This is a genomic window from Paraburkholderia sp. Cpub6, from assembly GCF_014201065.1.
GTDB classification, from domain to species: Bacteria; Pseudomonadota; Gammaproteobacteria; order Burkholderiales; family Burkholderiaceae; genus Paraburkholderia; species Paraburkholderia tuberum.
Genome location: NZ_JACHDM010000009.1, coordinates 191,675 through 212,832 on the forward strand (window position 1 = coordinate 191,675; position 21,158 = coordinate 212,832).

Below are 21,158 nucleotides of genomic sequence, written 5' to 3' on the forward strand. Positions count from 1 at the left end.
TCCAGACTCATTGAAAACCGGTGGGCGCGCGCCCGCATGCGTCAGTCGAGCGGAACGGTCAACCGGTCGATGATCGTGTGCGTCTGCGGACGAACGCCGCGCCACCACTCGAACGCTTCGGCGGCCTGCTCGACGAGCATGCCGACGCCGTCGGCGATGCCCTGTACGCCAGCATTTCGAGCGAGCCGCAAGAACGGCGTGAGTCCCTTTCCATACGCGAGTTCGTATGCGGTTCCGGTTGGGCTGAACACGCCCGGCGGAACGGCAGGCAACTGACCGGTCAGGCTCGCCGAAGTCGCGTTCACGACGAGGTCGAATGGCCCCATCCCGTCGAGTTCCCGGTAGCCGCATGCGATCAATGGGCTGCTGCTCGCGACTTGCGCGACCAGCGCCTCGGCCTTCCGCACATCCCGATTCACGACGACCAGTTGCGCCGGACGCGCCGCGATGAACGGCAGCAACGCGCCACGCGCCGCTCCGCCCGCGCCCAGCACGAGCACACGCTTGCCCGCCATCGGCTGATCGAGGTTCACTTCGATATCGCGCACGAGGCCGACACCGTCGAAATTCTCGGCAATGATCCGGCCGTTTTCGAACTTCATCGCGTTCACGGCGCCGGCGAGCGCGGCCCGTTCGCTGCGCTCGTCGGCAATCGCGAACGCATGCAGCTTGAACGGCGCGGTGACGTTCATGCCTCTGCCGCCTGCCGCGATAAACGTCCTGACGGTCTCGGCGAACGCGTCGGCGGGCTCGATCGGACCTTCGATCGCCGAGTAGCTGATGTCCCGTCCGGTCTCCCGCGCAAACAGACCGTGGATCAGCGGAGATTTCGTGTGTCCGATCGGATTGCCGATCACCGCGTATCGGTCGGTCATCACGCACTCCTCTTCGAAAACAGCACGCCCTGGGTCTGCATTGCGTCGATCTGCGCGGCGTCGAATCCCAACGACTGCGCGACTTCCGCGTTGTGCTGACCGAGGTCCGGGCCGACTTCGCGGATCGACGTGTCACAGTCGGAGAAGCGGAACGGCAGGTTAGGCAGGCGCAGTTTTCCGAAGCGCGGATGGTCCTGCTCGATCACCATGCCACGCGCGACGATCTGCGGATCGGCGACCACTTCATCGATACGCTGCACTTTTGCGCAAGGCACGTCGGCACCGTCGAGCAGCGCCAACACTTCAGCGACCGGCCGGGCTTCGACCCACGACTTTACGACCGCGAGAATTGCCTCGCGATGGGTGTTGCGTCCGTTCAGCGTATGGAACCTCGCATCGGCGCCGAAGCCGGCCGGACCGCCGTGCTGTTCGACGAGGGAAGCAAACCGCTTCCACGAATCATCGACCTGCGCGGCGATCACGAGGTCGCCATCGGCCGCGCGGAACACGCCATAGAGCGTCGACGTCGGCATGTCGTGCCCCGTCTGCTCGGGTAGCACGCCTTGCATCGTGTAGCACTGCACCGCGTATTCGTGCATCGACACCAGCGTGTCGTACAACGCCATGTCGATGTGCTGGCCGCGACCGCTCTTCACGCGGCCGAGCAACGCGGCGTTGATCGCGGCGACCGCATGAATGCCCGTGTACATATCGCCGAGCGAGATGCGCATCAGCGGCGGCGGTTCGCCGGGATTGCCGATCATCTGCATGATGCCGCTCTTCGCCTCGGCGATCAGGCCGAAGCCCGCGCGATGCGCGTCGGGCCCGGTATGGCCGTACGCCGAAATCGAGCAGTACACGAGACCCGGATTGCGCTCGGACAACGCGGCGTAGCCGAGGCCCAGCTTGTCCAGCGCACCCGGTCGATAGTTTTCGATGAACACATCGGCCGAATCGCACAGGCGCCGCATGAACTCCTTGCCGCGCGGGTCTTTCATGTCGACGCTGACGCCGCGCTTGCCCATGTTGAGTTGCAGGAAGTAGGCGCTTTGCTGGTCGTCGAGGATGGTCGCGTGCTGCCGGCCGGCATCGCCGCTGCCGGGACGCTCGACCTTGATCACTTCGGCGCCGAGCGCCGCGAGGCAGCGGCCCACATAGGGACCGGCGAGAAAGTGGCTGTAGTCGACGACGCGAATACCTTCGAGGGGACGGGCTTGCATCAGTTCGCTCCCGGACGGCGCGGCACCATCAGGCGATGTTCGCCGCGCTGGACGACCTGGCCGTCCTGATTGATCAGCTCGGACGGCAGCACGACGATGCCCCAATCCGGACGGCTGTTGCTCGCGCGCATATTGCCCACGCGGAACCTGACGTGAAGCACATCGTCGACCTTGATCGGCAGCAGGAAATCCCACGTCCAGCCGAGCGACATGCCGGGCAGGAAGCGATAGTCGCTCTGCGTCTTCAGGCCGTCCGCGATCGACAAGCCAAACAGCCCGTGCGCGACGATCGAACCGAAGTGGCTCGCGTTCGCATATTCCTCGTCCACATGCACGGGCGTGTGATCGCCGGTCAGATCGGCGTAAGCGAGAATGCGTTCTTTCGTGACGATATATGTCGGGCTCACGCACTCGTCGCCTTCGTTCGCGTCGTCCCAGTACTTTTCGATGACCGTGCTCATGCTTTACGCCTCCGCGCGTGGATTGATCGCCAGCGCCTGCGCAACGCACGTGGCAGGTTTGGCCTGAATGAATTCGAGCGCAAGTCCATCCGGCAGACGCAGCCAGTTGCGCCCTTGCGGCATTTCACTGACGCCGAACCCTTGCGCCGCGGCAAGCGAGGCCTCGAGGTCCTCGCACATCACGCCGAGATGCGCAAGCCGGCCCTCGAGACCTTCGTAGCGCGGATCACTGATGAACTGCAGTCCGCCGAGCGTCCAGTACTGACGGGGCTCGTCGCGCGAGCCGTCCACCTCGCGCATGGTCATGCCGAGGACTTGTTCGAAGAAGCGGATGTGCCAGTGGATATCCTTTACCCAGATGGCGACGTGCTCCAGATAGGCTCTCGCGCCGCTCATGCCGTCGCTCCTTCTTTCTGACGGTCCGTCATCGCGCGCTCGATGCCCTTGATGCACGCGACCAGCGTCGAATTGACAGGCGTCGGCACGCCGAGGCGCTCGCCCCAACGCACGACCGCTCCGTTGATGAAGTCGATTTCCGTGGCCGAGCCTTTCTCGAGGCTCTGCAGCATCGAGGTCTTGAACGCGGACGAGAGTCCTTCGGCCGCCAGCGTCCATGCTTGCTCCGCCTTCGTCATCGAAAGATGGATGCCGGCGGCCTTCGCGGCTGCCATCGCTTCTTCGATCGCCGCCAACGCGGTGGCTTTCAGAACGGGCTCTTCGTACAGTTGCCCATACGTCAGACCGGTGATGCCTGTGATCGCGCCGGTCGCGACATTGATCAGCAACTTGTCCCACATGGTGCCGAGGATGTTGTCGCTGACCGTGGTCGTCAGACCCGAACTGTTGAACGCGTCGGCGATGGCCCGGACCCGGTCCGTCACCCGACCATCGAGTTCGCCGACGATCGTCAGCTTTCCGTGCACGCCCGACTGGATCTGTCCGGGCGCCTTCAGCACGCCGCCGACATAGGTCTTGCCCGCCAGCACGCGCTCCCGCCCGACGATTTCGCTGAGCACGTCCTCGTGGCCGAGACCGTTTTGCAGCGACAACACGAGCGTGTCGGGTCCGACGAGGTCGAGCGCCCCGCGCATCGCCGAATCGGTGTGGAAAGACTTGACCAGCACGATGGCGAGGTCCACCGGCCCGACTTCGGCGGGGTTCGTCGTCGCGCGGACTTTCACGCGGCGTGACCCGGTGGCATCGTCGACTAGCAGGCCGTCGGAGCGCATGGCCTCGACGTGCGCCGCGAAGCGGTCGACCAGCCACGTCTGATGGCCACCTTCAGTCAGCGCGGAGCCGATCGCGCAACCCAACGCGCCGGCCCCCAGGAATGCGATCTTCATAGGTGTCTCCGTGATATGGAGACGAAGATACGATTAAGACTTCATGCTGGCAATGCAATGAACGCAATATGAGCATTGCATATTGCAATGACGCAGTGCGCCACCGCAGGTGGATCAACGTTCCAGGCGCGCTGCGCCAGAGCCGCAGTGCTAGAACGAGACCACGTCCGGCAAGCTCGAGCGACCAGATTCCGAGTGCGTGATTGAGCAGATGGAGAAAGAGATAGACCAGCAACACCACGCCGGAGCCGAGTTGCATCCGGCGCAACGCGGCTTGTATCCGCAATGTCATGCGAAGGTCCCGCTGGTCTCGTGCGTCACGACCTGTTCCGATGCGCGGGCCATATCGACGATGTTCATTTGATCACCCATTTGCCGTCAGTCTTACCTGCAAGACCGCGGGGATGCGGTGGTTATTCCCGATTCGATTTACGTGGCTTCGCAGTGTCGAGCGAGTACGACACTCTGGTGTGCGCGCGATGACGATTCGGCGCGCGTTGCGTGAGTTAGCGACTATGATTGATTGGTTGATTTTGGCCGACCGGAACCACATCGACAGGCCGATGAAAGACTTCTACCAAATCGAATGCAAGTGCGGATATGCGGTGTCGGGCGGTATTGCGCGCAAGACGCGACGTGGCGTTGCGCACGCGGAGGCCGCGCCGTTGACAAAAACAACAAAGGTCAAAGGTCATGGGTACGTCATGGCATAGGGGGCTGATGCCGCGACGTCCGGTGCCGTCTCCAGGCCTCATTGGAAGGAGACACGGCGATGAACTTGAGCAGAGAGTCGTGGCGCGCGCGTGGGCGCGTGCCGTCGTGGGTGGGGGCGTGCTGTGTGCTGGCGCTGTGCGCGATGTGGAGCCACGGCGCGTACGCGGGTTCGACAGCAGGACAATGCCAGGGCGAGGCATGCAAAAGGCACGAGCCACCACCCCGATCGAAACTCAGCTGTCCGAATCTGAATGGATTGACCCTCCGCGCCCGTGAGATCGGTCTGCCGACGACAGGCGCCGTCGTCACCTCGACGACCCAGGTGGCGGCGAACGGCAGCGGCGCGACGGCTACCGGGTCGTACTGCCTCGTGGCCGGCGCGATTCATCCGGTCGATCCATCCGCGCCAGACATCCTGTTCCACGTCGCGTTGCCGGACCAGTGGAACGGCAAGATCCTGATGCTCGGCGGCGGGGGTTCGACGGCTCGATTCCCGCCATCACAGGTAACGTGCCGAGCGCGCCGGCGGCTCTGCCGGGGCCGTTGTCGCGCGGCTACGCGGTGTTCGCGAGCGATTCCGGGCACGAGGCGAGCAACGGTTCGGTGAACGGCGCGTTCTCCGTCAACGCCGAGGCCTACGACAACTTCATGGGCGAAGCGCTGAAGAAAACGCATGACGCCTCGCTCGTGATCATCGACGCGCATTACGGCACGCATCCGTCCAGGGCGTATTTCGCGGGCGGCTCAACTGGCGGGCGCGAGGCGCTGACCGTCGCGCAGCGCTGGCCGCGCGACTGGGACGGCATCATCGCGTTCTATCCCGCGTACGACTTTACGACGCTGAGCCTTCAGCAATTGCGCGTGACCGAAGGCTTCGCGGCGCCCGGCGCATATCTCGACACAGCGCAGCGCGCGCTGCTGCTCAACGCGGTCATGGAGGCTTGCGACGGACTCGACGGCGTGGTCGACGGTCTCATCAGCAACGTGCAGGCGTGCAATGCGACGTTCAACCCCGCGACGGCCAGCGTCGACGGCAAGCCTTTGCGTTGCGCCGGCGGTATCGCGCGCGGCGACACCTGCCTGTCGGACCGGCAGATCGCGGCGCTGAACACGATGAACACGCCGCTCGTGTTTGCGTACCCGCTCGAAAGCGGCGAAACGCAGTATCCCGGCTATAACGTGTATGGCGCCGATCTCGGGGTGGGCAGCAGTTCACCGCTCGAAGGCACCGTCACGACGCTCGCGCTCGGCACGACGCAGCCGTCGTATCCGCTGCAAAGCACCGCGATGTTCGACGGCCAGATCGCCGACGACTTCGTCCGCTACACGGTGATGGACAACCCGGACGCAGACTCGCTGAAGTACAACCCCGCGATTGCCGGTCGATGATCCGGCCGCGTCAGCATGCTGTCGGGGCTTGACGCGACCGATGCGAACCTGACGCCCTTGATGCGGCACGGCGGCAAGTTGCTGATGGCGCACGGCACCGTCGATCAGACCGTCAGCACGCGGGCAACCGAGATCTACTATCAGCGCATGCTGGTGACGATGGGCTTTGGCGCGGTCGGCTCGTTCGCGCGCTTCTATGAGATTCCGGGGCTGCAGCATGCGGTCGGCACCGAGTTCAATGCGTCGTGGGACTCGCTGACGACGCTGGAGAACTGGGTCGAGCACGGCACACCGCCGGCGCATCAGGTGGTCACCGATACGGAGGGGGTGTGCGGGGACGCACGCGGCCGCTCTGCCAGTATCCGGCGTGGCCCAGCTATAACGGCGCGGGCGACGTCAACAGCGCGAGCTCGTTCACCTGCGTGCAGTGAAGCCGGTCATGGAGAGGCTTGCCGGCCTCCCCATCGGCGCTGTGGGCTAACTGGATGAATCGACATCGTGCCGGAATCGACCGCGTTGCGCGGGGTCGGTGATGCAGTCCTCGAGCCGCTGGACGAACTCGTCGAAATTCGCGGCATGCCGCGCCTCGCGACTGGCGATCATCTTCGCGATCGGGCCCAGATAGACGGCCAGTTTAACGGCGACGGCATCGATGCTGGCCTGATCGACCGCACTGTCTGGTGACGTGCCCGCGGCGCTCGCGGGCGATACAGCCGATACCTTTGCGGCAGCCGTCGCGACGCGCGAGCCCGGCGATGACGAGGTCATCATCGACATATCGGGCAAGCCAGCCGTCAGCCGCGCGAAGGCCTGCTCGAATTCAAGCCGCGCCGTGTCCGGCAACGCCGCCGCCAGCTGCGCGCCGAGCGTCGGCAGGTCGTTCGCCTGGGTGGCCGCACGTCGCACCAGAAGGCTCGCGAGCGGGCCCATCTGGGTCGCGAGTTGGCGTTCGATGCGCGCGAGCATCTCAGGCGGCCAACTCGGCGGCGCCGAAGGCACGGGCATAGGTGCGGGGTCGACGCCCGTCGCATGCGCTGGCAAGGAAGCGGACGCGGACCAATGCGCGGACGGCGTCACGATAGTCCGGTCATCGTCGGCCGCCGCCAGTGAGACGGCCAACGACCTCAAGCTCGCGAGCCATTCCGCGGCCGAACCGAAGCGGTCGTCCGGCCGCCTCGCGAGTGCTCTCGCGACCATCGCGTCGAGCGGCGGCGGCAACGCGGAGACGATTTCCGATGGCCGGGCCGGCGCATCTTTGATGATCTTCTGCCTGATCGTGGCCGGCGAGCCGACGAACGGCTGGCGGCCGGTCAGCATGCGGTACAGCACGACGCCGGCCGAGAACAGGTCCGCGCGGGCATCGACCGATTCGCCCTCGAACTGCTCGGGCGACATGTAGCTCGGCGTGCCGATCATCCACCCGGACGAGGTTGCGGATGAGCCGATGCGCGCGACGCCAAAATCGGCGACCTTCAGAAGCCCTGCCGCCGTGACGAGCAGATTCGCGGGCTTGATATCGCGGTGCACGACGCCGGCCTCATGCGCATACGCGAGCGCGGCGAGCAGTTGCGTGAGCCAGTGGAAAGCGTCCGACAGCGGCAACGCGTGGCCCGGCACCAGCAATGTATCGAGGCCATGCCCGGCGACGTACTCCATCACGATATAAGCCGTATCGCCGTCTTCGCCGAAATCGTGGACCGTGACGATGTTCGGATGCGCGAGCCGACCGGCCGCGCGTGCCTCGTTGCGAAAACGCAGCAGCATGTCGCCACTCCTGTCCTCGCCGGCGAGCAGTTCGCGACGCACGGTTTTCAGCGCCACCGGTCTTTCGAGGTGCGGGTCGAACGCGAGATAGACGACGCCCATGGCGCCCGTCCCCAGCACGCGGTCGATGCGGTACTTGCCAATGCGCGTAGGCGTTGCTTCGTGGCTCATTCGGGTTCCGGTCGAGGGGCGCTGGCCGATCACGCCAGCTTACGCCCCCAGCATCCGCAGCGCTTCGACGAGACTCGTTTTCATGCGGTTGAACGAGACCGCGAGCGAGGCGATTTCGTCGCCGCCGCGCGTCGAAAACGATGCGGTGTCGAGCTTGCCGAGACTGACTTCGTCGGCCGCGCGCGACAAAGCCTTGAGCCGCTTCGTCACGAGGAAATGCACCATCAGGTTCAGCGCGATCAGCACGCATCCGAACACCGCGGCGAACGACAGCATGAACGTGCGCCAGACGCTGTGCGCCTGTCCTAGCGGCAGCGACATCGGCACGGACACGACCTGCGCGCCGATCGTTTCATGCAGGGGCCAGTTGAAGCCGTTCGCCGGCCCGTATTTGTCGATCATCGTGCGCGGCGCCGCGCTGGGCGTGCTGTGGCATTCGAGGCACGCGGCCGAGTCGATGCGGGTGGGCCGCGCGATGTACAGGCTGGGGCCCGACGGCGTCGCGCGTTCGCCAATCAGTTCGGGCAATTCGGGGTGGTCATGCAGGCGCCGGATCACATCGGTCTCCCAGTCCGTGGCGCGGTCGCGCGGGTTGGTCGGATCGAGCATCGCGCTCTTGTACGAGAAGCCCGGAAACTTCTTCTGGATCGCGAGCAGGCTCTCGACGGCGGAATACGCGGGAATCGACTGCGGGACGAACGCGTATTTGATCTGCGTGGAAAGCAGCGGCGTCACCTGATCGGACGTGTAGTTCTGCGCTGCGGTAGCGGCTTCGATCATCAGGCTCGCGTCGCGCACGGTTGTCTGCACCGCGTTTTCCTGCAACACCCGGTCGGCCACGAAACCCGTCGCGGCGAATCCCGCGGCGAACACGACGAGGAAGGCGAGATTGAATTTCAGAGTCAACGACAGGTTCATGGCTGCTCCACGCGAATGGTGTGCAAGGGCGTCAACGCCTGGTGGTGCATGGTACGTCAATGCGCGTCGTCGGCGTCGTCCGGCGTGGGTTTGTCCCGGTACAACCATGTGGCGCCGGATTCCGGACGCGCTAGCGGCGGCGCTTGCGCGGGCCTTTTGTGTGGCTCGCTCGCCGGGCGTGGTGGCGGCGGATGCAAAATCGGCCGCCATTCCGGCAAAACGTCCAGATGGGCGTCGACCTGCGCGCGAAAGGCCGCTGTTTTCAGGCGCGGCACGAAGCGTTTGACGAAGGTGCCGCGCTCGCTGACGCTGCTCGTGAGCCAGTCGGAGACGTCGGCGTAATCGACGGCGCGCAGTGGCGCGGCGAGTTCGTGCCTGCTCGCGAGCCGTCCCGCCACCCCGACCAGCGCGTCCCGAAAGCCTGGCGGCATCGTGCCGATGAACTCCGCGGATGGCCGGGCTTGCGCGCGCAGGGGCCCGTCGGCATGTCGCTCGAGGTACTGGCCCGCGTGCAGGATCTGCCTGGGCGCCTGGGCAGGGGCGCGAACGACGACGATCGCGTCATCCCCGGACTCCGCGAAGATTGCAGCGCGCTCGCCGGTGGTCATCGCGACGACCGACCACGGACCATTGCCTGAAGGTTTGATGTCGAGGCCGTGAAGCTCGATCGACAGCGGCGGTTGCGCGCCTGCGCTCACCTTGCAGCCAACCTTGAGCCAGCCGCTCAGCATCGTGATTCGCAGCGGTCCCGCCGCGGCCTTTTGCGACGTCGACGGCGTTTTGAGCAGTATTTGCGTTTGCGGCCCGAGCGCGATCAGCGTCCCCGCACCGTCTTCGAGCTGCGCGGATTTGCCGGCGTCGGTTTCGATGATGTCGTCGTCGCGCAGCCTGGCGCCCTCGCCCGTCCGATACAGCGAGGCGCCGCGAATCACCGACACGGGACTCTCGGCGAACGAGACGACGACGTCCGCGTGGACGAGCGGCACCGCCGACGCAAACAGCGCCAGCGCGCCGCCCGCGCGTGCGCGCAGGAAGGCTGACGCCAGCATGACGAGGAAACGGCGAGCGGATGGCATCATCGGGGTCCGTTACGTCGGTGTCTGCGGTACTGTTTATCGTAGACGGTCCGATTCGTCGAGGGGTTCACCGACGAAGGCCGACACACGGCGTATTTCCCCAATCGCGGCGCGGAGCTTTCAAAAAGACGCGCATAGCGTCGTTTATTGCGGACCGCCGCGCTTGCCTCAATTCCCAAACGTCGCCAGCTTGAACGTGCACGCAGTCGCCCCCGGCATCAGAAGCCCCTGCTCCACGCCAACGGGCACCTGACTATTGCCCGGCCCGTACAGCCAGTAGGTGAAGTAAAGCGCTCCCGCATGGCTGACCGCCAGTCGTTCCAACGCCTGGAACGGCCCCGAATTGATCTTGCCCAACTGCGGCACGAGGTTGATATCGGTCGAGCCGCCGAGCGTGTGCGGAATGGCGTGCCCCCGGTGATAGGTCCCGCCGTTGGCGAGCGGATGTCCGCGCATCCGCGTCGCGATTTCCTTGCGCGGCACCGTACTCTTTCCCTGACTGATTCCCCACGCTGCAATGAGGCGCTCGGTCGTCATATCGAACAGATATGAAAACTGGCCCATGGAAGTTTCGAGCAATTCGCACGATGCCACGCGCGGAACATAATCATCAGCCCACAGGGCGACCAGCAGCGGGGCCACCTCGTCGCTAAACGCAGCGGTCGCATGCGCGTGCGACAGGCGCGGCAAAATGCGGTTGAGTTCTGCGTAATCCGTCATGCCTCACCTCGACAGCGTGTGTCGCGCGATTCGCGCGGCTCGCTTCGTCCTTGCTATCCGCCCGCTCTCGCGACCGCCTCCTGCAAGCGCCGCCGCACCTTGCCGACATCGACGCCGCCAGGTCCCGGCGTGTCGATGATCGGCATATAGCGCGCAGGCGTATGCAGCAAATAGGCCTGCATCTCATCGATCGCGATCCGGTCGCTCGGGTCGTAGCCGAGATTCTCCAGTTGCCGGGTCAACTCCGCGCGTTCCTCGAAGCTCAATACCTGCCACCAGAACGCGCGGCACGCATGTGCGTATGCGCCGTCCGAAAAGTACCGCCAATGGCCCAATTCGTGACTGAGGATCGCGGCCCTGACCGTGGCGTCGATCGTCTCGCCGCCTGGCGCGCGACCCAACCCGGGAATGGTGATCAGAAAATCGTGTGCGTTCGTCGCTTTCCAGGTCCCCTGCTCCTCGCGAATCAAACGCCATCGCACGAGAATCGTCTGCAACGTGCGCTCGCCCTGGTTCAGCACCACGCCCTGCTCGCGCGCGAGTTCGAAAAAATGCGTCAACTCCTCCGTGCTGAAGTTGTTGCCCGCCGTCAGCCCGGCGGGGTCGGTGCCAAAGCGCCGCGCGTGAGCCGCGATGGCCGCCGCCGACACCACGCGGTCGCGCGGCATATCGCGGCGTTCGAGCAATGCCACCACGCGCGTGAACATCGCGCCCTGTTGCTCGAGGCTGGCCGCCTGCATCACATGGAGGCCGGGTTGGTCCGTCACGGTGAACAGTTGCAGGCGCGCGTCAGGGGCCAACGCGGCGGCGAGCCGGGCAAGCGGCAAGCGCACCGCTCCGGTGTCGTCGCCGACGGCCGCGGGTCTGTCGGCGGCGTTGTTCGAGTCCTGCGGACCGGCGGCGAGCGCGATCGTGGTGACGCACGCGAACAGCAGCGCCGCGCCCGTCGCCACGTTGCAATACACGCGATAACGTGTCATCGGCGGCAGCCTCGACAGCGCCTAATCCGTGACCGTGACGATCGTCACCCGACGGTTCTCGGGCGCCGTCGGATTGCGCTTGTTCAACGGATCGGAGGAACCCTTGCCGAGCGACGATAGCCGCTCCGCCGAGATACCGTCTTTCTGCGTCAGATATGCGACCACCGCGGCCGCACGGTCTTCGGAGAGCTTCATGTTGGCATCGGGCGACCCGCGAGGATCGGCGTGCCCTTCGACGCGAAACCGGTACGCCGCGAGTTTCTCCGACTGCAATGCACCGGCGACCTTGTCGAGCGCGGCCTTCGCGCTGTCGGTGAGCGTGGCCGAATTGGTGGCGAACGTGATCAGGATTTGCGCGGCGGGTTTTCTCGCGGGCGCGGGGCGCGGTGCGGCGGACGGCGGCTTGTTCGACAGCACGAAGCCGCGCGTCACGACGTTCTCGCCCGACTCGCTCGACTGGTCGGGTTCGAGCGCGCGCGTCACCGACTGCTCGTTGATGTCCTGCTCGTTCAGGACCGGTTCGGCTGCGCGCGAGGCCGTGCACAGCAATACGAGCAAGCACAGCGTGGCGGACAGAACGCCGCCCGGAATGCGTCGTGCGGAAGACGGATGGGTCAGGCGTGACATACGGCGATCTCCGCAGAATGGAGTTGCGGTGAGGCCGCCAGCGCCCCTTTACGGACCGTCGGCGAACACCGGCGGGAACCGGCGTATGACAGCCTCATCCTTTAAAGACGAATGATGGGAAGTCAATTTGAAACGCTTACCGCTTACCCGCGGCGGCGACGTCAGTGATGCCGTTGCTGTGCGCCCGGGTTCGAAATCACGTCGATCACCGAATCCCACTCTTGCGTGCCGACGTCGAGCAGACTCGCGAACTGCAAGCCGGTCGTCGCGCCCGCGGAAACTCTCGCCGAAGCCGGCACGGCCGGCGATCCGTCGCTCCACCAGAGCGCGTGTCCCATGGCGACGGTCTGTTCGAGCAAGGCGGCGAATCCGCCGTCGGCTGCATCAGGGCTGGCGAGCCGCCACGGCATCGATGCGCGATCCCCGTTGAACAGGCTCTCGGCTCGCAACGCCGCGTCGAAAGCATCGAGGGCGAATTCCTGCGTCAGTGTCGACAATGCGAGCGCCACCAGGCGGTCATACCATCCTTGCGCATCGGCCAGTCGCCGTGCGAGTTCGGCGCCGTCGATCGCCTCAGCGATCGTGAACGGAAAATAGCGCCCCACACGGTCCACGCCCGGCGTGAGAACGCCCGCCCACGCGCTCGGGCCATACAGACCTGCGCCCAGCGCGAAACACCACACCGGGGCATTCAGATACAGTTCCAGCCACTGCGCGCCAAAGCGCTGCCGCGCGAGCAACATGCCTTCCTGCAAGCGCTCATCCCAACGCGTGACGAACTCGACTGGCAAGCGCCGTCCCACGAAGTCGCCATGCGTGCGCACCTTGCCGAAGAAGCCGGGCCCGGATGTCGGCTCCTGCGCAAGCTCGCCGCTCATAGCCGATCCGGACAGCGAAACTGCTCGAGCATGGCACGGCGAAACGGATTCACGATGCTGCTGGCTGCCAGTTCGAACTCCGCGCGCCGGCCATCCGAGTCGAAGCTCAGGCGAAAGCGGTCGGGTTGCGCGGTGGGTTGCAGACGCGCATCGTCCATCAGATGCAGCAGTGCCCACGGTCCGTCGGCGCGCGCCGCCGGTGTGCTGCCCGCCGGCGTGAACTCGACGTGCGCCTGGCCGGTGCCCTTGCCGCTCGGCCACTGGAACACCATCGATTGCGGCGTGTCGGGTTTGACGACCATTTGCTGCCCATCGATGTCGAGCGTGAACTGGGTAATCGATGGATCGATGGTGAGCGGCTTCACCGTGAAGCGCACCGACACGTCTCGGCCGCCGGCCCGGAAGAACGCGTCGCGGATCTGCGCGGCGCGCTGGAACTGGCCGAGCACGTCGACCGGGATGCCGAGCGTATCGACGCCGCTGCGCCATTTCCACTGCGGTCCCGACATGTCGACCATCCTTGCCAGATTCTTCTGGAAGAAATCGTCGATCAGGCCGCCTGGGCTCAGCAGCCTGCCGAAATCGTCGGGCGCGACGTCGCGCGTCGAGCCGCGCACGAGAGGATAGCGACCGTCGAGCGCCTGCCGGCACAGCTGCGCCACGTTCGCCTGCCACAACGCATTCAGGCGCGCCCGCTCGCCGCCCACCATCAGCGACCCCGCCCCGCTCGCGACGCTGGTGGCCACCGTCGCAAGCGGCGGCGGCGACCCCTGGGCCACCAGCTTGAGCTTGTTCAACGCATCGCCGGGCGGCGGCGGCAAGCCCTGACGGCGCGCCGAGTCGGCGGCCTCCAGATAGGTCGCGGCGTCCTTCAGCGCGGCGAGTTGCGCGTCCAGCGGAGCCGGGCCCGGTGCGCCGAGTTTGCCGGCCAGTTCGTGCAGCGCCTGGAAATGCGCGTCGACCGGATTGAGTTCGGCCGGCGCGGGCGGTGCCGCGTCTTCCGGCTGGTTGCCGAGCGCGCTCTCGAGGCGTTTTTTGGCCGCATCGAGCTTGTTGGTCAACGCGGCAACGCCCTGCTCCGTCAGCGAACCGCCCGTTCTGGTGCTGCCCAGCGTGGTTTCCTGCGCCGCGGCCAGCATCAGCGAGCGCAGCGGCGAGTCGGGCGCCGCGAGCACATTCGCCACGCGTGCCCCCTGCTGCACGCCGTCGAACGGCACCACGTCGATATCGTTGAGCAACGCGTCCCACTGGCGGATGTACTCGTCGTAGTAAAGCCGGGTGATGCCCGCCTTCAGATCCTCGATACCGTTCGGCGTCGATACCGATTCCTGACGGCCGAGCACCCAATCGTCCTTTGCGATATCGATCACCGCCGCGTCGCGCAACTGGCCGAACTTCTGATAGCCGGCCCGCGTGTACGCGCCTGAAACACCGCGCGTCAACGGCGCGCCGCTCTTGCGCACGAGCACCAGCGCGGCATTGCGCCCGGCCGCGTTGGCGACGCTGAACTCCGGCAGTCTGCTCTGTTCGAGATCGCGTTTGACGCGGTTGAACAGACGCTGCGTCAGCGGCATTTTGGCGAGCGTCGCGCGCGCCTGCGCGATCAGATCCTTGTCGAGCGGCAGCGACGCATCGAAGCGCGCCGGCTGGAACAGCGCGGCGAGATGGCCGTCGAGATCGTTGCGCTGATCGTCGCTGGCATCGCGCAACGGCCCGCGGCGCCAATCGACATTGGCCCACAAGCGCACCGAGTCGGCGTCGAAGTGCAGCGAATCGCCCAGCATCAGATACGCGCGCAAGACTTCGTACTGGAAGTCGGGATTGTTCGCGTCACCGCGGCGCAATTCTTCTTCCATGCGGCTCACGACCAGAGGCAACAGGGTCTGCCGCAACAGCCGCCGATAACTGGTCTGCGCTTCGAGGCCGAGCTTGTCGCCCTGATAAAGGCCGAGGCGCGACAGCCACGGCACGCTCCTGTCGCGGTCCGCGTAACCGCCGGGAAGGTCGCGCGCGGCATTGAGCAGCGGCAGCAGCGCAAGCGGGTTGTCGCCCGGCTGGGTGGTCTGCGCGAGCTTCTGCAATCCGGCAACGTGCTGTCGAACATCGGCGACGTAAGCGCGATTGCGTTGATAGCTGACGAAGAACAGAACCAGCGCCAGCACCGTGACGATGCCGATCGCCGCCAGCGCGGCGCGCTGAAACCAGGCGCGGCGCCGCTCCAGCTTCTGGTTCACGCCCGCGAGTCCGGCTTCCTCGAAGATCACGCCGCGCAGCAGCCGCGTGATGAAGTAAGCGCGCCCGCTCGCCGGGTCGGGCAACACGACCTGTTGCTGGAAGCCGAGCGCCGAGGCGACCGCGCTCATCACGCGATCGATGGGCCGGCCTTCCTGGGTGCCGCTCGTGAAATACACGCCGCGCAGCAACGCGGACTCCTCGAAGCGCGAGGTACTGAAGGTTTCGTCGAGAAAGCTTTTCAGTACGGCTTGCAGACCCGCGAACTGCTGCGGAAATCCATAGACGAGCGCACGCCGGCGCACATCGGTCTCGCGCTGCATACGGTTCAGCACGCGGGCTTGCAGCTGCTTTTCCAGCGCGTCGAATTCGGCGGGAAATGCGGCCAGTGCGTCGTCCGGTGAGCCTCGCTCGGTGAACGGGAACGTCATGCCCCAGACCTGTTCGCGCTCGTCGCGGCCGAGGTCGTCGAAGAATTCCGCGAAACCCGCGAGCAGATCGCATTTGGTCACGATCACGTAGACCGGAAAACGCATGCCGAGCTTGCCGTACAGTTCCCTGAGACGCTCGCGCACGGCTTGCGCCTGCTGCGCGCGTTGCGTGTCGGACAGTTGCAGCAGGTCGCGCGTCGACAAGGCCACGATCACGCCATTCAGGGGCCGGCGTGGCCGATACTTGCGCAGCAGTTGCAGGAAGCCGGCCCACGCGGCCTGATCGGCTTCGGCGAAACTATCCTGGGTGGTGAAGCGGCCCGCGGTATCGAGCAGCACCGCATCGTCGGTGAACCACCAGTCGCAATTGCGCGTGCCGCCCACGCCGCCGATCGACTGCTTGCCGAGCCGCTCGGCGAGCGGAAACTTGAGTCCGGAGTTCAACAGCGCGGTGGTCTTGCCCGTGCCGGGCGCGCCGACGAACATGTACCACGGCAACTGGTACACGTACTGACTACCGAAGCGCCCCTTGACCCGCGCCTTGCGCAAGGTCGCCATGGCGGCTTCGAAACGCTGCTTCAACGCCGCGATGTCGGCCTCGGATTCTTTCTTGCCGGGCGCGGGCTCGGCAGGTCCCTCTGCCACCACGCGAGTGAACTGGATGTTGGCGAGACGCACCGCGATCCAGCGCACGCTCCAGTACACCGCCCACACCAGCAGCAACACGATGATCACGGCCCAGCGGCTGCTGTTGCTTTCGAGCGGCTCATGACCCGCGTACGCGACGAGCGGCCCCTCGACCCACACGATCAGCGACAGCGCGAGCACGCCGAGCAACGACAGCACGATGGCTCGTCTGAGCCAGCCAAAGATTTTCATACCCGGCTCCCCTGTGCCACCCGCGACGGACTCATCCCGAAGGCCTTCACGACGCCGCTCCCGGCGCCAGCACCGTGATATCGACGCGGCGGTTGCGCGCGCGATTCGCGGCGGTGTCGTTCGGTGCGATCGGCTCGGCGTCGCCGCGTCCTTCGGCGCTGAAGCGGGCGGGGTTGCCGGCCCGCGACGCGAGCATGTCGCGCACCGCTTCGGCGCGCGCCTGCGACAGATGCCAGTTCGACGGGAAGCGCGCGGACAAGACTCGCTGGCTGTCCGTGTGACCCGCGACCACCACGTTGCCCGGCACTTCCTTCAACGCATCGCCGATACGCTGGATGAGCGGGACGAAGCCCGCGGCCAGATCGGCGCTGCCCGAGCCGAACAGGCCGTCGCCATTTATCGTGACGACGGTCCGGTCGGGCAACTCCGAGACACGCACGAGGCCCTGGACAATTTCAGGCGCGAGGAACTGCGATAGCTTCGGCGCAAGTTTTGGCGCCGCCGCCAGCTTCGACGCGAGCACGGGAGCCGGCGCGACCCGGATCGCGTGCAGCGCTTCGAACACGCGGTCGGACACGTCGTTGAGCCTGAAGCTCAACGCCAGATTGACGATCACCAGCACGAGGCAGGCGATTGCCGCCGCCACCCACAACGGCACGAGTTGCAGCAACGGCTTGCGTTCGACCTTGACCGGCAGCCAGTGCGGCGACAGATCGCGTTCGGCCGCGCCGCGCTGGCCGCGAATCATCTGTTCGAGGCGTTCGCGGATCGTGTCGAGCTGCGTGCGGCCACCGTCGATCAGACGGTAACGTCCTTCGAAACCGAGGCCGAGAATCACGTAGATCAATTCGAGCACGTCGATATTGCCCGCGGGGTTCTGCGCGAGACGCTGCAGGATCAGGAAAAAGCGCTCGCCACCCGAGGCCTCGTTGTGGAATGTCACCAGCAAACTGCGGCTGCCCCACAAGCCCGCCCCCCACGGCGTGCTGGCGATCGCTTCGTCGAGGAACGTGCACAGGCAATAGCGCGAGGCGCCGAGCTTCTCGTCGTCGATGCCGTTGGCGCGGCCTTGCGTCTCGAAGTTGCGCACCATCTGCATCAGCTGGTTGCGCAAGTCTTCCACATTCGGATGGGTCGGCAACTGCCGCAACGGCAGCGCCAGTTCGATCAGCGGGTTGGCCGCGCGCAACAGCGGATTCAGACCGCCGCCGGCGGGCAGCATCGGCGCGGGCGTTGCCGCGGCCGCCATGAACGCCGCCCGCGCGCCGCCCGGTGTCGGAATCAGAATCGTCGCGCCGGGATCGTCGGCGGGGCCACGCGGTTCGTCTGGACTCACGATGAACTTCCTCAATCAATGCATCAGCGGCGAATTGCCCAGAACTCCATCGTCAGTCCGGGAAAGTCGCCGGCGACGTGCAACGCCATGCCCGCGGAATTCGCGAACTGTTTCCACAGTTCGTTGCCGCGATCGAGTTCGAAGTAGGTAAAGCCCGCATGGAACGGCAGTTGCCGGGGCGCCACGGGCAACGCGCGCAGGCCGACGCCCGGCAATTGCAGATTGACGAGATCGCGAATGCGTTCGATCGGGCCGATCTTCACCTGTGGCGCGAAGCCGGTCAGGATGTGCTCGGCCGGCATTTGCGCGCGCACCGCGAGCACGAAGGTGGCGCCGGCAAACAGCGTCTTGTCCGGCACGATCGCCACGCGCAAGCCGAACTTGCGCTCTTCGAGCGGGATCGCCACCGCGTGCGGGTCCATCACCATGCTCAGCGACGCGCGAATGTCGTCGATCACCGGTGCGAAGGTTTCGCGCAACCACTCATGGCGATACACCGGATACGCCGGCGGCCGCTTCGACGCCTGGCTGAAGGTCGCCAGCTCGCCGGCCAACTGCACCGCCGCCTGGTACAGCGCCTCGGGATGCAGACCGGTCATCGTCGAGAGATGCGCGGCCAGCGGCTCGTGGCGATTGATCAACTGCAGCAACAGGAAATCGGCCACTTCCGCGACACCCGTCACGCCGGGCTGTGCAAGCCGTCCGGCCAGCGCTTCACCGCGCTGATGCAGAAGGCCCACGAGGTCGTCGACGAACGCCGCGAGACGGCGCGCGACCCGATAGTCGAGACACGGCGCGCTGTAGTCGTTTTCGAGCACGACGCGGTTGTCGGGCAGACGCTCGAGCACGCGCGCGACGCCGAGCGTCGTGTAGGCATTCGCCACTTCGGTGGCGAGCGCGAGACGCACGCGCAGTTTGCCGATCTGCAGCAACGCCGCGCCGGCATTCGGATCGTTGCTGTCGCTGACGTCGAATTCGGTGACACGGTGTCGCGCGAAGTTCTCCTCGCTGGCTTCGTTGCCGGTTTCGGCGACACCCGGCCTGCGCACCGGCAATGCCAGTTGGACCAGCATGTTGCGGGTGCCTTCGGGAATCTCCAGCGGCTCGGGCAAGTCATCGTCGGCGGGCAGATCGAACGGTGTGCCATCCGGCATCACGCCGGAGCACGACAGCAGCGCGAGCTTGCCGAGCTTGAGCAGCGACTCGTCGATCTCCAGCGCGGTAAAGCCCCAACTGTACGGACGCAGGCCGGCCGCGCGCGTCTCCAGTTGCCGCTGCAGATAGCGGTCGTGCTGCTGCAAATGCTGGGGCTGCAGAAACATCCCCTCCGACCAGATGACTTTGCTGTTCCAGGACATGTTGTCTCGTTCAAACGTTTCTAGGTGGGATCGGCGGGATGCTTCGGCTGACGCTCGCGGGCCGCGCGCAGTTCGTCGATCTGGGCCTCGTATGCGTCATTGAACGCCTGACCGAAGAGCTTCTGGAAATCGTCGTCGGCTTCGCGCGCGACGGCGCCCTGCAAGGCGACGAACAGATCCCACAGTTTCGCCTTGCGGTTGGACAGCACTTTTTCGAGCGCGCCGGGGTCTTTCAGCTGCGCTTCGATCGAAGCGGGATCGAAGCGTCCGAGCACGTGCGCGAGCGCCGCGCGCATGCCGGCGAGCACCGCGAGCTCGTGCGCCTCGATATCGTCGAACGCGCGTCTGAGCGCCTCGTCGGGCGGCAGATAACCGGCCGAGCGGCCAGTCAGCATCTGCGCCAGCGCGCTGTCGACGTCCGGGAAAAACTTGAGCGGATTGTTGTCGCGCGCGACGATGATCGTCGTGTCGAGACGGGCTTCGCGTTTGGTCATCGAGCGCGCGCGCAGCACGCCCATCGTGCCGCGCAGCGCGTCGCGCAGCATCGTGCCGATCAGACGCGCGAACTCCGGTTCGGGCAGGTTCGGCGCGCGCGACGGATCGAGGCCGAGGCCTTCGAGCAGCGCCTGCAGGGTGGCCGGGTTCTGGCTCGCGGAAGTGGCGGCGGCCGCGTGGCGAACCGGGGCCGGCTGGGCGGTCGGCGCTGGCGCGGCAGGCGGCGACGTGATCGGGCCCGCGGACGGAGCCGGCTGCTGAAGCTGCTGCGCCACAGGCTCCAACGCGGGCTGCGCAGCGGACGACGGCCCCGGCGCCGCGGCAGGCACAGCCACCCGCGCGGTGGCGGCCTGCGGCGCGACCACCGGAACGACCACCGGCACCACGGGAGCCAAAGGGGCCGATGGCGCAAACTGCGTCGACGGCGTTGTCGGGATCCCGAACAGATCATCGAACGGTGTCGCCGCCGACCCTGCCGCGCCGGGATCGAGCAATCCCGGCGGCAAGCCGGTCGGGCCGCCCAAAGGCGCGGCCGCCGGCGCGGGCGCAGTGGGCCACCCCGGCAACTCGTGCGAAGGATGCGGCGCGGCCGGCGAGCCGCTGCCCGGCTGCCCGGGCGTTTCCCATTGCGCCAACGCATCCGCGAGCGGGTCGTAGTCCGCCGGAATGCCCCCCGTAGGTGTGGCAGGCCGGCCGGGGTCGGGCCGGGACGCTTGCGGCGCCGAAAACGCCTGCAACTCCGGCGACACATGATCGCTTTCCGAGCCCGCAAAGCCCGGACCCGATGAGATCCGCTGCGGTTCGCCGAAGCCCGGCTGCCCGAGCGGATCGAGCGCGCCCATCTGCAACGCGTCGCCTTGCGAATCGGCCGGCAACGGTCCACTGAGCACCTGCGCGGCACTCAGCGGATCACGCCCGCCCGTCAGACCGCGCACGCCGGCCGCCTGCTCGCCGATCGACACCTCGAGCAGATACGGACCGATCAGCAGACGGTCGCCGTCCGCGAGCCGCGCCTCGCGCGTGCCGCCCAACGCGCGCTGATTCAGCACGCTCGGATTGCTGCCCAGATCGCACAGCAGATAGTCGCCGCCGCGAAACTCGACGCGCGCGTGAACGCGCGAGATCGCGCGTTGTTGATCGGGCAGCACCAGCGTGCAGTCGTTGGCCCGGCCAATCGTGCCTCCGGCAGGGCCGAACGCGATCGCGATCGGCTCGGCCAGCGTCTCGTCGTTGAATCGCGCAACCCGCAGCGAAAGAATCGGATAGTTCACTTGGCTCCCCACGAGCGGTC

General features: G+C 66.2%; 17 protein-coding genes and 1 pseudogene. 2 read left to right on the plus strand and 16 right to left on the minus strand.

Translation table 11 applies throughout. The features are described from left to right. Nucleotides 1-41: 41 nt before the first annotated feature. The 5 genes from aroE to HDG33_RS18100 are packed head-to-tail and all read right to left on the minus strand — an operon-like array spanning nt 42 to nt 3,899. The gene (aroE, locus tag HDG33_RS18080) at nt 42-875 is read right to left on the minus strand and encodes a shikimate dehydrogenase (protein ID WP_184031705.1); all 834 of its coding nucleotides are present in this window, start codon (nt 873-875) and stop codon (nt 42-44) included. Next, nucleotides 875-2,095: a CaiB/BaiF CoA-transferase family protein gene (locus tag HDG33_RS18085; RefSeq protein ID WP_184031707.1), complete on the minus strand. Its 1,221-nt coding sequence runs from the start codon at nt 2,093-2,095 to the stop codon at nt 875-877. Before HDG33_RS18085 ends, aroE begins: the two co-directional genes overlap by 1 nt. Further along, a complete protein-coding gene (locus HDG33_RS18090; protein WP_184031709.1) occupies nt 2,095-2,556 on the minus strand; it encodes a MaoC family dehydratase in 462 nt (153 codons plus the stop codon). The genes HDG33_RS18085 and HDG33_RS18090 overlap by 1 nt, the downstream gene beginning before the upstream one ends. 3 nt (nt 2,557-2,559) lie before the next feature. Further along, complete coding sequence (locus HDG33_RS18095) at nt 2,560-2,952, minus strand: VOC family protein (RefSeq protein ID WP_184031711.1); 393 nt, start codon at nt 2,950-2,952, stop codon at nt 2,560-2,562. Continuing rightward, nucleotides 2,949-3,899 carry a ketopantoate reductase family protein gene (locus HDG33_RS18100; RefSeq protein ID WP_184031713.1) on the minus strand — a complete coding sequence of 317 codons (951 nt, stop codon included), beginning with the start codon at nt 3,897-3,899 and terminating at the stop codon, nt 2,949-2,951. The genes HDG33_RS18095 and HDG33_RS18100 overlap by 4 nt, the downstream gene beginning before the upstream one ends. 479 nt (nt 3,900-4,378) lie before the next feature. Here HDG33_RS18100 and HDG33_RS18105 point away from each other — a divergent pair, with 479 nt between their 5' ends. Both HDG33_RS18105 and HDG33_RS37420 read left to right on the plus strand, forming a co-directional pair. Then, nucleotides 4,379-4,612, plus strand: coding sequence for a hypothetical protein (locus HDG33_RS18105; RefSeq protein ID WP_184031715.1), 234 nt, complete (start codon nt 4,379-4,381; stop codon nt 4,610-4,612). A 143-nt stretch (nt 4,613-4,755) separates the two neighbouring features. Next, nucleotides 4,756-6,433: pseudogene (locus tag HDG33_RS37420) on the plus strand (tannase/feruloyl esterase family alpha/beta hydrolase). A gap of 46 nt (nt 6,434-6,479) precedes the next feature. Here HDG33_RS37420 and HDG33_RS18125 read toward each other — a convergent pair. From HDG33_RS18125 to tagH, 11 genes are all read right to left on the minus strand, one after another. Continuing rightward, a complete protein-coding gene (locus HDG33_RS18125; protein ID WP_184031723.1) occupies nt 6,480-7,937 on the minus strand; it encodes a serine/threonine-protein kinase in 1,458 nt (485 codons plus the stop codon). A 39-nt stretch (nt 7,938-7,976) separates the two neighbouring features. After that, the gene (locus HDG33_RS18130; protein ID WP_184031725.1) at nt 7,977-8,855 is read right to left on the minus strand and encodes a DUF3365 domain-containing protein; all 879 of its coding nucleotides are present in this window, start codon (nt 8,853-8,855) and stop codon (nt 7,977-7,979) included. Nucleotides 8,856-8,911: 56 nt separating this feature from the next. Next, nucleotides 8,912-9,934: a hypothetical protein gene (locus HDG33_RS18135; protein ID WP_184031727.1), complete on the minus strand. Its 1,023-nt coding sequence runs from the start codon at nt 9,932-9,934 to the stop codon at nt 8,912-8,914. A 165-nt stretch (nt 9,935-10,099) separates the two neighbouring features. After that, nucleotides 10,100-10,651 carry a hypothetical protein gene (locus HDG33_RS18140; RefSeq protein ID WP_184031729.1) on the minus strand — a complete coding sequence of 184 codons (552 nt, stop codon included), beginning with the start codon at nt 10,649-10,651 and terminating at the stop codon, nt 10,100-10,102. Nucleotides 10,652-10,704: 53 nt separating this feature from the next. Further along, nucleotides 10,705-11,631, minus strand: coding sequence for a hypothetical protein (locus HDG33_RS18145; RefSeq protein ID WP_184031731.1), 927 nt, complete (start codon nt 11,629-11,631; stop codon nt 10,705-10,707). Between the two features lie 21 nt (nt 11,632-11,652). Beyond that, complete coding sequence (locus HDG33_RS18150) at nt 11,653-12,258, minus strand: OmpA family protein (protein WP_184031733.1); 606 nt, start codon at nt 12,256-12,258, stop codon at nt 11,653-11,655. Between the two features lie 161 nt (nt 12,259-12,419). Beyond that, nucleotides 12,420-13,136, minus strand: a complete 717-nt coding sequence (gene tagF, locus HDG33_RS18155; RefSeq protein ID WP_184031735.1) for a type VI secretion system-associated protein TagF — start codon at nt 13,134-13,136, stop codon at nt 12,420-12,422. Then, entirely contained in the window at nt 13,133-16,678 is a 3,546-nt protein-coding gene (tssM, locus tag HDG33_RS18160) for a type VI secretion system membrane subunit TssM (RefSeq protein WP_184031737.1), read from the minus strand. Before tssM ends, tagF begins: the two co-directional genes overlap by 4 nt. 46 nt (nt 16,679-16,724) lie before the next feature. Next, on the minus strand, nt 16,725-18,014 hold the full coding sequence (gene tssL, locus HDG33_RS18165) for a type VI secretion system protein TssL, long form (protein ID WP_184031739.1): 1,290 nt from the start codon (nt 18,012-18,014) through the stop codon (nt 16,725-16,727). 23 nt (nt 18,015-18,037) lie between these two features. After that, entirely contained in the window at nt 18,038-19,372 is a 1,335-nt protein-coding gene (tssK, locus tag HDG33_RS18170; protein ID WP_184031741.1) for a type VI secretion system baseplate subunit TssK, read from the minus strand. A gap of 20 nt (nt 19,373-19,392) precedes the next feature. Continuing rightward, on the minus strand, nt 19,393-21,138 hold the full coding sequence (gene tagH, locus HDG33_RS18175; protein WP_184031743.1) for a type VI secretion system-associated FHA domain protein TagH: 1,746 nt from the start codon (nt 21,136-21,138) through the stop codon (nt 19,393-19,395). Nucleotides 21,139-21,158 lie beyond the last annotated feature (20 nt).